Source organism: Salegentibacter sp. UBA1130 (assembly GCF_002311535.1).
Taxonomy (GTDB): domain Bacteria; phylum Bacteroidota; class Bacteroidia; order Flavobacteriales; family Flavobacteriaceae; genus Salegentibacter; species Salegentibacter agarivorans.
In genome coordinates, this window is the sequence record NZ_DCAP01000009.1 from 1 (window position 1) to 15136 (window position 15136).

At 37.0% G+C, this 15136-nt stretch carries 13 protein-coding genes; 6 read left to right on the forward strand and 7 right to left on the reverse strand.

The genetic code is table 11. The annotated features are described in order from the left end of the window. The first annotated feature begins 167 nt into the window (after positions 1 to 167). Positions 168 to 767: a hypothetical protein gene (locus B4F31_RS02980; RefSeq protein ID WP_075327482.1), complete on the forward strand. Its 600-nt coding sequence runs from the start codon at positions 168 to 170 to the stop codon at positions 765 to 767. Between the two features lie 74 nt (positions 768 to 841). Here B4F31_RS02980 and B4F31_RS02985 read toward each other — a convergent pair whose 3' ends face one another. Next, on the reverse strand, positions 842 to 2986 hold the full coding sequence (locus tag B4F31_RS02985) for a M3 family metallopeptidase (RefSeq protein WP_075327481.1): 2145 nt from the start codon (positions 2984 to 2986) through the stop codon (positions 842 to 844). Between the two features lie 175 nt (positions 2987 to 3161). On the opposite strand from B4F31_RS02985, the gene azu reads away from it, so the two are divergent. Beyond that, the gene (azu, locus tag B4F31_RS02990) at positions 3162 to 3710 is read left to right on the forward strand and encodes an azurin (RefSeq protein ID WP_075327480.1); all 549 of its coding nucleotides are present in this window, start codon (positions 3162 to 3164) and stop codon (positions 3708 to 3710) included. A 318-nt stretch (positions 3711 to 4028) separates the two neighbouring features. Then, positions 4029 to 5921 (forward strand): phosphoglycerate dehydrogenase, encoded by a 1893-nt coding sequence (serA, locus tag B4F31_RS02995; protein ID WP_286760563.1) that lies wholly within the window; start codon positions 4029 to 4031, stop codon positions 5919 to 5921. 74 nt (positions 5922 to 5995) lie between these two features. Here serA and B4F31_RS03000 read toward each other — a convergent pair whose 3' ends face one another. The 3 genes from B4F31_RS03000 to B4F31_RS03010 all read right to left on the reverse strand — a co-directional run bounded on the left by B4F31_RS03000 (position 5996) and on the right by B4F31_RS03010 (position 7475). After that, positions 5996 to 6397 carry a hypothetical protein gene (locus tag B4F31_RS03000; protein ID WP_286760564.1) on the reverse strand — a complete coding sequence of 134 codons (402 nt, stop codon included), beginning with the start codon at positions 6395 to 6397 and terminating at the stop codon, positions 5996 to 5998. A gap of 139 nt (positions 6398 to 6536) precedes the next feature. Then, positions 6537 to 7220 carry an aspartate/glutamate racemase family protein gene (locus B4F31_RS03005; RefSeq protein WP_286760565.1) on the reverse strand — a complete coding sequence of 228 codons (684 nt, stop codon included), beginning with the start codon at positions 7218 to 7220 and terminating at the stop codon, positions 6537 to 6539. Between the two features lie 21 nt (positions 7221 to 7241). Then, the gene (locus B4F31_RS03010; RefSeq protein ID WP_075327476.1) at positions 7242 to 7475 is read right to left on the reverse strand and encodes a cation transporter; all 234 of its coding nucleotides are present in this window, start codon (positions 7473 to 7475) and stop codon (positions 7242 to 7244) included. Between the two features lie 206 nt (positions 7476 to 7681). Between B4F31_RS03010 and B4F31_RS03015 the strand changes: the two genes are divergently transcribed. Continuing rightward, positions 7682 to 9064, forward strand: coding sequence for an MATE family efflux transporter (locus tag B4F31_RS03015; RefSeq protein WP_075327475.1), 1383 nt, complete (start codon positions 7682 to 7684; stop codon positions 9062 to 9064). Between the two features lie 70 nt (positions 9065 to 9134). Then, a complete protein-coding gene (locus tag B4F31_RS03020; protein ID WP_075327474.1) occupies positions 9135 to 10283 on the forward strand; it encodes an MFS transporter in 1149 nt (382 codons plus the stop codon). A gap of 13 nt (positions 10284 to 10296) precedes the next feature. Here the strand turns inward: B4F31_RS03020 and B4F31_RS03025 are convergent, their stop codons facing one another. The 3 genes from B4F31_RS03025 to B4F31_RS03035 form a co-directional block, all read right to left on the reverse strand. Continuing rightward, positions 10297 to 10890 carry a hypothetical protein gene (locus B4F31_RS03025; RefSeq protein ID WP_075327473.1) on the reverse strand — a complete coding sequence of 198 codons (594 nt, stop codon included), beginning with the start codon at positions 10888 to 10890 and terminating at the stop codon, positions 10297 to 10299. 233 nt (positions 10891 to 11123) lie between these two features. Further along, positions 11124 to 13673 (reverse strand): ABC transporter permease, encoded by a 2550-nt coding sequence (locus tag B4F31_RS03030; protein WP_286760566.1) that lies wholly within the window; start codon positions 13671 to 13673, stop codon positions 11124 to 11126. 3 nt (positions 13674 to 13676) lie between these two features. Next, complete coding sequence (locus B4F31_RS03035) at positions 13677 to 14363, reverse strand: ABC transporter ATP-binding protein (protein ID WP_075327472.1); 687 nt, start codon at positions 14361 to 14363, stop codon at positions 13677 to 13679. A 73-nt stretch (positions 14364 to 14436) separates the two neighbouring features. On the opposite strand from B4F31_RS03035, the gene B4F31_RS03040 reads away from it, so the two are divergent. Then, on the forward strand, positions 14437 to 15129 hold the full coding sequence (locus B4F31_RS03040; RefSeq protein WP_075327471.1) for an arylesterase: 693 nt from the start codon (positions 14437 to 14439) through the stop codon (positions 15127 to 15129). Positions 15130 to 15136 lie beyond the last annotated feature (7 nt).

A 15136-nucleotide genomic window follows, 5' to 3' on the forward strand; every position in this document is an offset into this window, starting at 1 on the left:
TAATCCCTATCTTCCTACTCTATTATACCAATAGGGTTTTGTATAATATATTGCCCTACAAACACTTATAATTCCGTTTTTCATCTAAATAATAAGGAAACTATCGAATAAATAAGGTTTTTAGCCGGCTATTTTATAAATTATTGTTCAACTTAAAATGTAGAATTATGAAATTTATTGATAGCTATTTTGTCTTTTTTATTTTTTTGTTAAGCACTTCAATTACTGCGCAGGAATTAGAAGGAAAATGGATTGTCTCGGGAAATAAAAGCTTTGGTGGTTTTCCCGGAATACATTTAATGGAAGTGAGTGAAGATTCCTTATCTCACTATAACTTTGATCAATTTGTGACAAAAACTGCATATCAAACCGAAGATAACAAGTTGAAAATAGATACACTCGCCTTTGCCGATTTCAGCTTTAAAAATCCTAACCGATTAAGTATTTCTTCAGAAAGATTGGAACAACCTATAGATTATATAAGATTAGTTCCCACTAAAACAGATTTAAACGCTGCAAAAATTAAACAGAAAAAATACAATTTAGAACGGGGTGGGAAAAATTTCGAAATAGATTTTCAAAATCATCCCGATAGTAAAATTATGCATTCCTATTTAAAGAAAATAGATGAAACTTATTTCCTGGTAATTCATCGCTATGGTAACCCAATTACTGCGGTACCCATTGAGAAAATTACTGCAGATAAATTGCACTTATATGGATTTATGGCTGGCCCCGAAAAACTTGTAGCTAAAGCCATTGAATAATTGAAATAGCATAAATAAAAAACCTGCCTAAAAGAAGTCTTTGAGGCAGGTTTCACAAAATTTTCTTTGATATTTTATTTCTCTTCAGGTACCGGGAAGCCACGATCGCGCATTAGCGCATCAATTTCAGCATCACGGCCTCTAAATTTTCGATAAGCTTCAGCGGGATCCATGGCGTTTCTTGGCGCAAACAGATATTTCACTAATTTTTCTGCCATATTCTCATCGTAGAATCCTCCGGGAGATTCAGCAAAAGCTTCCGCAGCGTCAGAGGTTAATACATCAGCCCATAAATAGCCGTAATATCCGGTAGCATAACCTTCTCCTGAAAATACGTGTCCAAAATGTGGAGAACGGTGACGCATCACAATTTCATCTGGCATTCCCAGTTCGTCTAAAGTTTCTTTTTCAAACTTTCTTGGTTCAATTTTATCGGGATCTGTGGTATGGTATTTCATATCCATTAAAGCCGAAGCTAAAAACTCGGTGGTAGCGAATCCCTGATTGAAAGTAGCTGCTTTTTTAATTTTGGCTACTAATTCATCTGGAATTACTTCCCCGGTTTCATGATGTTTTAGAAAGCGGTTTATCACTTTATCGGTAGATAACCAACGTTCCAGTAATTGCGATTGAAACTCGGTATAATCACGAACACCACTGTTTAGGGTTGGATATTTAATATCGGCAGCTAAAAAGTGTAGCGCGTGGCCAAATTCGTGGAAAAAAGTTTCGGCATCGTCCCAGGAAACTAACACAGGTTCTCTGGGAGCCGGTTTTATAAAGTTAGAATTATTGGATGCTAAAACGGGTTTTGCACCTTCTAATTCAGAATAACTTCTATAGGTGGTTGCCCAGGCACCTGAACGTTTTCCCTGGCGCGCAAAAGGATCTAAATACCAAAGCCCAATAAGTTCTCCAGAATCTTTATCGGTTACTTCCCAAACATTTACATCTTCGTGGAAAACAGGGACGCTACCTTCTTCTACCGGCTTAAACTCGAAATTAAAAAGCTCTCCAGCGGTATAGAAAAGCGCATCGGTTAGATTGCCCAGTTCTAAATACTGCTTTACTTCCTCACTGTCAAGATCGTATTTTTCTTTTCTTACTTTTTCTGCATAATATCTATAATCCCAGGGTTTAATGGTAATATTAGCCCCTTCATCATCGGCTACAGCTTGCATATCTTTTACTTCTTCTTCTACGCGGGCAAGTGCAGCCGGCCAAACGGCTTCCATAAGTTCCATCGCGTTTTCTGGGTTTTTAGCCATTCGGTTTTGTAAGCGCCATTGGGCAAAATTTTCATAACCCAGCAACTCTACACGTTCATCGCGAAGTTTCAGGATTTTTTTTATCACCTCATTATTATCAAATTCATCATCATTATCACCCCGGGAATAATAGTTTTTCCAAACTTTTTCGCGTAGTTCACGTTCATCAGAATAAGTTAAAAACGGATCCATAGAAGAGCGCGTATTGGTTACGGCATATTTCCCTGCTTCTCCATTGGCTTTAGCAGTGCTCGCTGCAGCTTTCACATAAGATTCCGGAAGGCCGCTAAGTTGATCTTCGGTTAAATAAACAATGTAGTTCTCTTCCTCAGCAAGAACATTATTAGAGAATTTGGTATATAATTCAGAAAGTTCACTGTTTATTTCGGCGTAACGCTTTTTATCTTCTTCGTTTAAATTGGCGCCTTCCATCGCAAATTCTTCGTAAATAAGATCAATTACGCGTTGCTCTGGAGCCGGTAGCGGATTTTCTTCTGAATTCTGATAAACGGTTTTAATCCTTTCGAATAGTTTTGTGTTTTGAGAAATTTTAGAGCTGTATTCAGAAATTTCCGGAGAAAGTTCGCGCTGTATTTCCCTAAATTCAGGACTGGAAACATTGCTGCTAAATATACCGTAATAAGTAAATACCCTGTTTAAAAGATCGCCAGAATCTTCAAAAGGCACAATAGTATTTTCAAAAGTTGCCGGTTCAGGATTTTGGGTAATTTTATCGATTTCAGCAAGATGCGCATCCATCGCTTTAAGCATTGCGGGTTTTACAAGTTCTACCTGCATTTTATCAAAAGCGGGAACGCCGGCATAAGGGCCAGTCCATTCAGCAAGTAAAATGTTATCCATATTCTGTTTGGGGTTTTGTTCCTGGGAATTAGCTTGAAATCCTGCGACCAGCGCAAAAACCCCCAGGCCTTTTATAATGTTTTTTTTCATTTTGTGTGGTTTTATTTCGAATCTATGAAGGTAAGGATTTTGGCAAAATTGGCAGCTATAGAACTTTTATAAATTCCCTGAAATATGAAAAATTAAGGCTTAAATACATTAACAATTAAAAATAATTTATCTTTGATATTGTAAATAACTAATTACAAACTATAAATAAGTAAATATGAAATTTTTAAGCAAAACTGTATTGATTTTAGGAGCCGTAGCAATGATTGCCTGCGGAGATAAAAAAGAAGAAAAGGAGGATAAAATTACTATTGGTGATGGTACAAGCCCACAGTCTCAAACTGAAGCCGCCACAGATAAGTCTGCTTCAGAAATGAATTCTTCAGACGAAGATGTGGTTGAGGTGACTATTGAAGGAAATGACCAAATGCGTTTTAATAAAGACGAGATTAAAGTAAAAGCCGGGCAAACCGTTAGACTTACTTTAAAACACGTTGGTGAGATGGAAAAAACCGTAATGGGCCATAACTGGGTATTGTTAACTCAAGGTACCGTAATTAACGAATTTGGACAGAAAGCTGTACAGGCTAAGGATAACGATTATATTCCTGAAGGAACTGATGCGGTTATTGCCCACACTAAAATGATTGGTGGCGGAGAAGAAGTAACTATAGAATTTGAAGCTCCTGAAGCTGGTGAATACGACTTTATTTGTAGCTTCCCAGGTCACTATTCTGTGATGAAAGGTAAATTTATCGTGGAATAAGAGAATTTTTTAATTTTTTAGAAATGCCTTTACTGCGGAGACTTCCGTTTAGTAAAGGCATTTTTATTTTAGAGAGGTTATTTGAGTTCTGATTTTAATTTCTTCTAAAAGTTTTTTATTTGAAAAACCGAAGAAATTTCATTTTTAACTACTAATTTCAGTGGCTTTTTATAAGCTCTGTATTTTATAGCAGCTCATTTTATGAATTGTTGAAAATATTACCATAGCTAAAATTTTGACCGTGTATTTTTACTAAAATTGGTACGCTAAGATTGCTAAAAATAGTAGTTTTAGGCTTCATTTTAGAGTACCTTAAATATGAGTGAGAACAAGCACTTTGTAATAGATTTTGATAGTACATTTACCCAGGTAGAAGCCCTGGATGTTTTGGGAGAAATATCCCTGGCCAACGATCCCGATAAGCAAAAAAACCTTGATGAAGTAGAAGCTTTAACCGATAAGGGAATGAAAGGAGAAATTTCTTTTAGAGAATCCCTGGTAGAGCGAATTCGGCTTCTAAAAGCCAATAAAAGTGATTTGCCAAAATTGGTAGAAAACTTAAGTGAGCGGGTATCTTCTTCATTTGTTAGAAACCGGGAGTTCTTTAACGATCATCACGAAAATATCTATATTGTCTCCAACGGTTTTAAAGAATTTATTGTTCCTATAGTTGAACCGTATGGGGTTAAGCCCGAAAATGTTTTTGCCAATACTTTTGAGTTTGATGAAGATGGTGAGATTGTAGGTTTTGATAAAGAAAACGTGCTTTCTTCAAATAACGGAAAAGTAGAACAACTTAAAAGATTAAAGTTAAAAGGCGATGTTTACGTAATTGGCGATGGTTATACCGATTATGAAATTAAAGCCGCCGGACTCGCCAATAAGTTTTATGCCTTCACCGAAAATGTAGAAAGGGCAAATATTCTTGAAAAGGCAGACCATATCACACCAAGTTTAGACGAATTTTTATTTGTACACAATATGAACAAAGCAATCTCTTACCCAAAAAATAGAATTAACGTACTTCTTCTTGAAAATGTTCACCAGGACGCAGTAGATATAATGAAGAAAGAAGGTTATAATGTAACTGTACATCCCGGAGCGATGGATGAAGATGAACTTTGTGAAAAAATCAAAGATGTATCAGTAATAGGGATTCGTTCTAAAACACATTTAACTGAAAAAGTACTGGAAAATGCCAACCGATTAATCGCGGTGGGCGCTTTTTGTATAGGAACCAACCAAATAGATCTTCAGGCCTGTTTAAAGAAAGGAGTTGCAGTTTTTAATGCGCCTTACAGTAATACAAGATCTGTGGTAGAACTAGCTATTGGGGAGATTATTTTATTGATGCGTAACCTGCCCGATAAAATGCGATTAATGCACGAAGGGAAATGGGAAAAATCTGCTAACAATAGTTTTGAAACCAGGGGTAAAAAACTGGGGATTATTGGTTATGGAAATATAGGTGCACAACTTTCGGTAGTTGCAGAATCTGTTGGTTTTGATGTTTATTACTACGATGTTGAAGAAAAATTACCAATGGGTAATGTTACCAAGTGTAATTCCCTAAAAGAACTTCTTGAAACTGTAGATATTGTGACTCTTCACGTAGATGGAAGAAAGGAAAATAAAGATATTATCGGGGAAAAGGAATTTGGTTATATGAAAGATAACGTGATTTTCCTGAATTTAAGCAGGGGTCACGTAGTAGATATTAAAGCGCTTAAAAAGAATATAGAATCTGGCAAAATAATGGGGGCGGGCATAGATGTTTATCCGCAGGAGCCTAAAACCAATAATGAAGAATTTGTTTCTGAATTAAGAAATTTACCAAACGTGATTTTAACGCCTCATATTGGTGGAAGTACCCTGGAAGCCCAGGAAAATATCGGGAATTTCGTTCCGGGAAAAATTATAGAATATATAAATACCGGCAGCACCACCAACTCGGTTAACTTCCCTAATTTACAATTGCCGATATTGCAAAATGCCCACAGGCTAATTCATATTCACGAAAACAGGCCGGGAATTTTGGCAGAGATCAACAGGATTCTTGCCGGGCACGATATTAATATTGAGGGCCAGTATTTAAAAACTAATGAGACTATTGGTTATGTAATTACCGATATTGATAAGAAATACGATAAAAAAGTAATTAAAGATCTAAAAGGCCTAAAAGGCACGATACGTTTTAGAGTTTTATATTAGAAAATATTTTTTCTGAAAAATATATCCCGGGACTTATTTCTACTTTAAGAAATAGCTTCCGGGATTTTTTGTGTTTAATCTAACTGAATTTTCAAAGGTCCTGAAACATGGTAAATGTGGCAGCAATCTGCACCAACTTTATATTCCTGTTCCAGGATTAAATTTTCCTCCTTAAATCCTTTAAAAAGAAGATTTATTTCTTCATTTTTATACTCAGGAACTAAATTATCATTGAAAATGGAATAAAACCCATTTCCTGCATTTTCTGTAGAATTAAGGTCAATTTCGCGATTGTTGGTAATATCTCTAAGCGCAATACTGTCTAAAACCACCGGGTTCTCTTCAGAATCTGTGATTTCAACATTAATACTTTTAAATTCTTCGGTGCAAATTCCATTACATTCCCCGCTGTCGTCTTCTCCGCAGGAAAAAGTAAATAAAATAATTCCGATAAATAAAATAAATCTGTGTAGCATCAATTAATCATTTTCTATAAGATACAGAAAACTGATAATGGTTGCGTAAAAATATGTAGAAATTTACTCGATAATCGAACTTTGAAAATGTCTTTTCTTTAAGCCGGGTACCAGGCTGAAATTCAGAAAAAGAAAACTATTAATCTTTAAGAATAAATTCAGTAGCTAATTGCGCGTGGAGCTTTGTAGTATCTAAAAGTGGAATTTCGGTATCCTTTTCCTTAATAAGCATCGGCAGTTCGGTACAGCCTAAGATTATTGCATCAGCTCCGCGATCTTTTAAAAGTTGCATTTGTTCTAAATAGAAATTTTTTGCGGTGTCGGTGAAATTTCCCTGTGTAAGTTCTTCAGAAATAAATCTGTGGGTTTCATCAATATGTTCCTGCGATGGAATTATAGTTTCAATTTGGTGGTTTTTCTTAAGTCTACCCTGAAGAAAATCGCCCGTCATTGTGGGTTTTGTGCCCAGCAATCCAAGTTTTTTAAAACCTTTTTGTTTTGCTTCTTTAGCTATTGCATCGGCAATATGAAGAATGGGAATATCAATTTTTGGTTGCACAAAATCGTAAACTAAATGCGGAGTATTGGCACAAATAATTATAGCGCCGGCACCGGCATTTTCCAGTTTTTGAGCAATTTCTAAATATGAATTTTTAATTTTTTCGGGATCGTTTTTACGCATCAACTTTACATTGAGGCTGTATAAAAGAAGTGGCGGATTTTGCTGCTTCCCAATTTTTTCGCCTACAAGCTCATTTAAAAGTCGGTAATATTCTATGGTAGAGTGCCACGAGGTACCACCAATCATTCCCAGTAAATTCATTAATTTTAGTTTTTCCCTAAATTATGCAATTTTAAGGTTTTCGTTAAATTCTTCTTCTTTTTCTTTATGTCGAAATGAACTTAAAACCCCCACAGCTTCTAGAGCCGCAAATTCTGAATTATAGGTAAATGTGATTTTAGACGCTTCTGAATCTGCATAAATATCACAAATGTCTTTAATTTTAGAAAGTTCTTTGGTAATGTATGTTATGCAATTACCAACATTAAGTTCTTCCAGTAACATAGTAGCTTTCATAATTTCTGTTTTTAATTTACTACAAATTTAAAGGCAGGAATCGGTAAATTTTATGAGGAAAATCAGTTTAAGCTATTTTACTTGAGAAAACCAGGGCTTCTTTCTTACTTTTGCAAATTACTTTTTTAAAAAACGCTGATAAAATAATGCCTAAGTAAGAGATTGAAATTTTCTTACCGGGAAGAATTTTTTAAAATTTAAAGAAATTGCGCAGGAAAAGGCAACCCATAAAATATACCGAAGGCAGGATTTTTAGCTCCCTGGCCAACCTGGCCTGGCCTATAATTCTGGCTAATATTTTACAAACCGCTTACCAGTTAATAGATACTTTTTGGCTGGGAAGACTGGGTGCCAATGCTGTAGCTGCGGTGAGTATTAGTTTTCCTATACTTTTTCTTATTCTCTCATTGGGCGCCGGTTTAACGCTTGCGGGAACAGTGATTGTTTCTCAATATAAAGGTGCTGAAAATCAGGACCAGGTTAATTACAGTTCTTCACAAACCGTTTTTGTAATATTTTTTATTTCGGTTTTACTGGCTATTGTAGGTTATTTTTCGTCAGAACCATTAATGAAGCTCATAGGCGCAGGCCCCGAAATTTTAAGCGATTCGGTAAGTTATTTTAAAGTATCGTCTCTGGGCTTTATTTTTCTGTTTATGTTCTACGTTTTTCAGTCACTTATGCGAGGAATTGGTAATGTGCTGTTGCCCATGTATATAGTTCTTGCTACCGTATTTCTTAATCTAATTTTAGATCCGCTTTTTATATTTGGTTTTGGTCCTATTCCCGGGTTTGGAGTAGCAGGAGCTGCTGTTGCCAGTGTAATTACCCAGGGTATATCGGCCTTAATAGGCTTACTTATTCTTTTCCGCGGAAATAAAGGCATAAAAATTAGTTTTAGCAGAATGAAATTCGATTTTAGCTGGACCCGAAGTATGTTCAATATTGGGATTCCTTCCAGTATAGAAATGTCTACCAGAGCCGGCGGTATGACGGTTATGGTTATGCTGGTTACCAGTTTTGGAAGCGAAGTTGTAGCCGCTTACGGTATTGGAAGCCGGGTTTTAAGCCTTATTGTAGTACCCGCGCTTGGTTTTGCTATTGCAACCACCACTTTGGTAGGACAAAATGTTGGCGCCGGAAAAATAAAGCGCGCTGAAAAAATTGGAAATCTAAGTGCTAAAATTGCCTTTTTTGGGCTCACGGGAATAGGGATGGTTCTTTTCTTTTTAGCTGAACCAATTACTGCCTTTTTCGTGCCTAACGATCCCGGCGTGATTAGGGACGGTTCTTTGTTTATTAAAATTATGGCCCCCAGTTTTGGAGTGCTGGGTGTGCAGCAGGTTCTAAATGGTGTTTTTAATGGCGCCGGATTTACTAAAGCTTCTTTGCTAATTTCTGTATTTGCCCTTTGGATTGTGAGATTTCCTACTGCTTTTATTCTATCTAATAATACCGATCTTTCTTTTGAAGGAATTTGGTGGGCGTTCCCAATCTCTAACCTTATCGCCGCCATTGTAGCTTTCACTTATTATAAAATGGGTTATTGGAAGTTAAGAACTATTCGTTACCGGCACCGCCAACTTTAAATTTTAGTTTTCTGAATTATTGTCCTGATAAAAAATAAACACCAATTTTATTCCCTCATAAGTTTTAAAAATGAAGATCGAAAACCAACAGCGAATTGCACTAAGCACTTACTTTTTTCTCTCGGGCTTTTGCTTTTCTACCTGGGCTTCCCGAATTCCCACTATTAAAATGGCCTTCGATTTAAATGAAGCCGAATTAGGAAACCTACTTATGGTAATGCCGGTGAGTTCTTTAATTGGGCTTCCGGTTTCTGGCTGGTTGGTTTCTCGTTTTGAAAGCAGGTATCCGTTAATCGTTTCATTTGTTTTACTTGCCGTCTCCCTTAGTATTATAGGAATAGCCGACAGCCTTTTGTTATTAATAATAGGGATATTTTGCTTTGCATTTTCTATGCGAATTTTTAACATCGCTATGAATACCCAGTCTTTAACCTTACAGAAAGCATTTCCTAAAAAGATTATTGGATCCTTTCACGGTCTTTGGAGTACCGGCGGACTTTTAGGCGTAGCTTTTTCAACTTTGTTAATTAAATTTGATATTCCTATTTATCAGCATTTACCGGTGGTTGCTGGTTTTACTTTTATTTTAGCTTTTCTCGCTTTCTCATTTTTGCTGAAAAAAGATCGTTCTACCCAGGGGAATAAGCTACGCTTTGGAAAACCTGATAAACCTACCATGTATCTTGGTTTTCTGGTTTTTCTTGCAGCAATTACCGAAGGCGGAATGTTTGACTGGAGTGGGGTTTATTTTAAAGAAGTGGTGAACGAAGATGTTTTTACGCTGGGCTACTTAATATTTATGATTTTTATGGCCCTTTCCCGTTTCTTTTCAGATAGAATTGTGGAAAAAATAGGAATGGAAAAGAATTACATCATAAGTGCTTCCCTGGTATGTTTAGGAGTTTTACTAATGATTGTTTTCCCTTATTTCTGGCCTGCATTAATAGGTTTTTGCCTGGTAGGTATTGGAGTGGCCGCAATAATTCCCATGACTTTTCTTCTCGCCGGTTCTTCTAAAAAATATTCGCCAGGAATGGCTATTTCAATAATTACCACCTATGCAATAGTGGGAATGCTTTTAGGCCCACCGCTGGTTGGTTATTTAGCGCATTTATTTAATTTGAAAGTATCTTTTATCCTTTTCTTTATTTCGGCTTTAATGCTTATTCCTATTTCGCAGCTGTTTTTTAAGCAGAAAGAAGAAAATATTCAGGAATAATTTCAATAAATGCCTAATCCTTATCTGCCGGGGTAATCATAATATGAGCGCGGTGCGTACCGGGATCCATTAACCACGGCATTCCGGGAGTGTGAGGTTTATCTGGAAGTCCGGTTTCCTCGGTAGTAGCATAAGGCATATAAATCACATAACGCAGTTTTGCATCTTTAAGCTCCCCGGTCTCACGATTTAAATTTGCTTCTTTTCCAGAAAGTATGTAGGTCATACTCGGGGCATCGGGCATTTTTAATTTCCCGCTTTCTACTTCCTGCTGGCGCACTGCACGAGTATCCATCATATCTTTACCTTCAGCTTTTAATTCCCTGCCGCGAGACATAAAAGGCTCAAGTTTTTTATTATAACAACTTACTGAAACTCCATTCATATTAGGATCGTCTGCAATACAAACCAGGTTGTTGGTGCCTTCTTTTAATAAAACCGGTTTCCCGTCACGATCATAACCATACACAGTTACTGCATCCCTGTCTTCTTCTGGCGCAGCCATACTGGCCATTTTTATTTGAATTTCTTCAGATAAATAATCTTCCTGGGCTATTCCGTTAAAACTAAAAGCCAGAATCATTAAGCTATAAATTACATTTTTCATTTTAAATTTATTTTAATTCATATTGTTTAAACTTCTACTTCCAGGATACTTTATGCTGAACTTATTTCAGCATCCAGGATGAAAAGTATTTTAATTTAGCTTAGACCCTGAAACCATCCCGAAACTTCGGGACAGGGTGACGATTCAACCTAAGATGAGAATACTTTTTAAAAAGTCAAAAAATTATAATTAATAATAATTTTTGGTAATCCTTTCAGCTAAAGTTACATATTTTAAGTTACTTCCTTTCTTAAAACTTCTAAAGGTGGTTTTCGTATTACGCTTAAACTATTACTTAATCCAATAATCAATACCAGTAAGACAATTCCCGGAAATACTACTAAAAATGGAACCAGAGATGGGGTAAATGGCGATTCAAAAACCAACCAGGCCAATAACTGACTGCTAATTAGAGAAAGCAATACACCAGATAAACCGCCTAAGGTTCCCAGGTAAATGTATTCTAAAGCGGTAATATTTAGAATTTGGCTGCCTTTAGCACCCAAAGTTCGTAATAACACACTTTCGCGAATTCGTTGATATTTACTGGTTCTTATTGCTCCTAAAAGCACAATAACACCCGTTAAAATACTGAAAAATGCCATAAAATTAATTATCCATGAAATTCTTCCCAGGAGCATTTCAATAACACTTAATACCTGTCTAAGATCAATTATAGAAACATTGGGAAACTGTTTCACCAATTGCTGTTGTAATTTAGCCGATGCATCTTCCCCCGGAACTTTGGTGGTTAACACGTGAAATTGCGGCGCGTCTTCTAAAACCCCTGTTGGGAAAACCAGGGAGAAATTCAGTTGCATTCTAGACCAGTCTACAGTTCTTATACTACCCACCACTGCATCTAATAAAACGCCCTGCACGTTAAAAACAAGCTCGTCTCCAACTTCAACTTTAGCATCTTCAGCAAAATTATCACTTATAGAAACAGGAACGGGACTAATATTTCCTCCTTCGGCGGTCCATTCTCCGCTTTCAATAAATTCAGAAGCAATAATTGAATCGCGATAAGTTACCCTAAATTCGTGGTTTAAAACCCAGCCATTAATTTGGGAAGTAGTATCATTTCTTATTTCGTTAACCGATTTTCCTGCTATATTTTGTACACGCATAGTGACAATAGGAATATCGCTTAAAACCGGTAGATTATTCGCTTTTATTGTTTGGGCTACGGCTTCACGTTGTTCAGATTGTACATCTAAAAGAATCATATTAGGGCTATCGGCCTGGGATTCTATAGAAGCCTGGGCCAGTAGCAAATCTTTACTAAAATAAAGCGTACTAATTAGAAAAGTTCCTACACCAATAGCAAGTACCAGCGTTAAGGTTTGATTTTGTGGTCTAAAAAGATTCAGTAAGCTTTGCCGGGCTACAAAACCCCAGCTATGCGGAAAATACTTACGAATAGCCCGCATAAATAGATAGGCTATTCCGGCCAGGATTGAAAAAGTGACTAAAATTCCGCCTACAAACGAGAGGGAGTATTTCCAATCTTCCAGTAGCCAAAGCGAAAACAAGAAGATGAATAAAAAGATTCCTATTGAAACTAAAATAATTGCCTTTCGGGATTTTTTAGAATCTTCTTTTATTACTCGTAGCGCCTGTAAAGGAGAAATATAAAGTGTTCCGATTAACGGGTAGAGCGCAAATAAAACCGACATCAAAATTCCTAATAAAATTCCCATCACAATTACCTGTAAGGAAAAAGTGATTTGAACATCTACCGGTAACAAGCCTTCTAAAAGCCAGGGAAATAATTGCTGAAGAATTAAACCGAGGGCAGTACCTAAAATACCGCCAATTAAACCCATAAAAGCAACCTGGATAAGGTAAATTAAGAAAGTTTGCTTTTTGCTGGCGCCCAAACATTTTAGAACAGCTACGGCACGTAACTTTTCTTTGATGTAAATATGAATGGCGCTCGCAATACCAACACAACCAAGCAGCAGCGCGATAAAAGCAACGAGATTAAGAAATTTTCCGAAATTTTCATAGCGTCTTCCCAATCGGTCGCTGGTGGAGATGTGGGTATCTATATCGGATTCTTCAGCATCAAGGATAGGATCCAGTTCTTCTTCCAGCTTTTCCATATCGGTTTTAGGATCGGCTGTAAAATAGAATTCGTAATCTATACGGCTTCCGGTTTGTACAAGGCCAGATTCTTCAATAAACTTATATGGAATAAGTACCGGAGGAGCTACCGAACTAAAAATAGCCGTACTTCCCGGAACGCTATTGAGTGCCCCTGCAATTGGCAAAGTAATTTTTCCAATTTTAATGCTATCGCCAGGCTTTACCCCTAACTGAAGCATTACCGTTGCATCAACCAAAGCTGCAGCATCTTCCTGGTATGTTTTGGCAGCTTCTGCCGGCTGAGTTTCCAATTCGCCGTAAAATGGGAATCCACCTTCAATTCCTCTAACCTGCATTAATTTTGTGGCTTCGCTTTGCGGAAAAGCAGCCATAGAAGCAAATTTGATCTCCCGAGCTTCAGGCCCGCCCAGTGAATCCATAACTTGCATAACGCGTTCATTGGGAGGATCGTCGCTGTCTATTTTAAAATCGGCGCCCATCAGCGCTTTAGATTGCAAGGAAATATTGTCTCTTAGATTTTCTCCAAAAGATTGAATGGAAACTACCGCGGCAATTCCCAGAACGATAGAAGCCATAAAAAGCGTTAACTTTTTACCGCTAGCCTTTCCGTCGCGCCAGGCCATTTTAAAAAGCCAGTTAATACCGGGTTTAGAGGGTTTATTGGTGTTCATCTTTTATACTTGCGTTTCTTGATTTTCAACAATTTTTCCTCCTTTTAGTTTTAGAATATGCTGTGTTTTTGCTGCTAATTCAATATCGTGAGTTACGATAATCAAAGTTGTACCTGCTTCTTTATTGAGATCGAAAAGCAATTCTTCTACTTTTTCGCCGGTTTCGGCATCGAGATTTCCGGTAGGTTCATCGGCAAATAAAACCGAAGGTCGCGTAGAAAAAGCACGCGCTAACGCCACTCGTTGCTGTTCTCCACCAGAAAGTTGGGAAGGATAATGATTTATACGGTCGCCTAATCCTACTTTTTCTAATAATTCTTTTCCTATTTTAGAAGCATTTTTATTCCCCTGAAGTTCTAATGGAACAGCCACATTTTCTAAGGCAGTAAGTGTTGGTAGCAACTGGAAATCCTGGAAAACAAATCCAATATGTTGATTGCGCAATAGCGCTCTTTCGTCTTCATCTAACGTGCTAAGTTCGCTTCCGCATAAATCAATAATTCCGGAATCTGGCCTGTCTAATCCCGCACAAAGTCCCAGTAGCGTGGTTTTTCCACTTCCGGATGGGCCTACAATAGCAAAGGTTTTTTGTTCTTCTACTTCAAAATTAATATCCTGGAGAACTTTAAGTTTTTTAGAACCGCTGGAATAGCTTTTCTCCAGGTTGCGAACGTTTAATATCTTTGCCATCTTATTACTTGATTATTGTCTTTTTTGAATGCAGACAAAATAAGGAAATGATTTGATTATAAACCCCGTTGCTATGAGAAACTTGAAGTATTATTTTGCTGTTTTTTCAATATTTATAATGATTTCCTGCGGAGAAAATGCTGAAAAGAAATCGGAAGAAAAAAGCAAAGAAGAAACACAAACCGAAACTGAAGCTGAGGTAAGTGAAAAAAACGTGATTCTTTTCTTCGGAAATAGCCTTACAGCGGGAATGGGGTTAGAAGCTTCTGAAGCTTTCCCGGCGCTTATTCAAAATAGATTAGATTCCCTGAATTATAATTATGAAGTAGTAAATGCTGGATTAAGCGGGGAAACTACTGCCAGCGGAAAAAATCGCATTAACTGGGTGTTAAATCAGGATGTAGATATTTTTGTATTGGAATTAGGAGCGAATGATGGCTTAAGAGGAATCCCAATAGCTGAAACTCGTAGAAATCTTCAGGATATTATAGATACTGTAAAAGAGAAAAATCCCGATACTAAAATAGTTTTAGCCGGAATGCAGATTCCACCAAATATGGGAGAAGAATATACCACCGATTTCAGAAATATTTTTCCTGAACTTGCCGAAGGAAATAATTTGCAACTCATTCCTTTTCTTCTTGAAGGCGTAGCGGGAGATGCAGAGCTAAATCAGCAAGACGGCATTCATCCCACCGCCGAAGGTTACAAAATTGTAGCCGACAATGTATGGAGTATTTTGAAAGATGTGGTAGAGAAAGAATAATTTATTC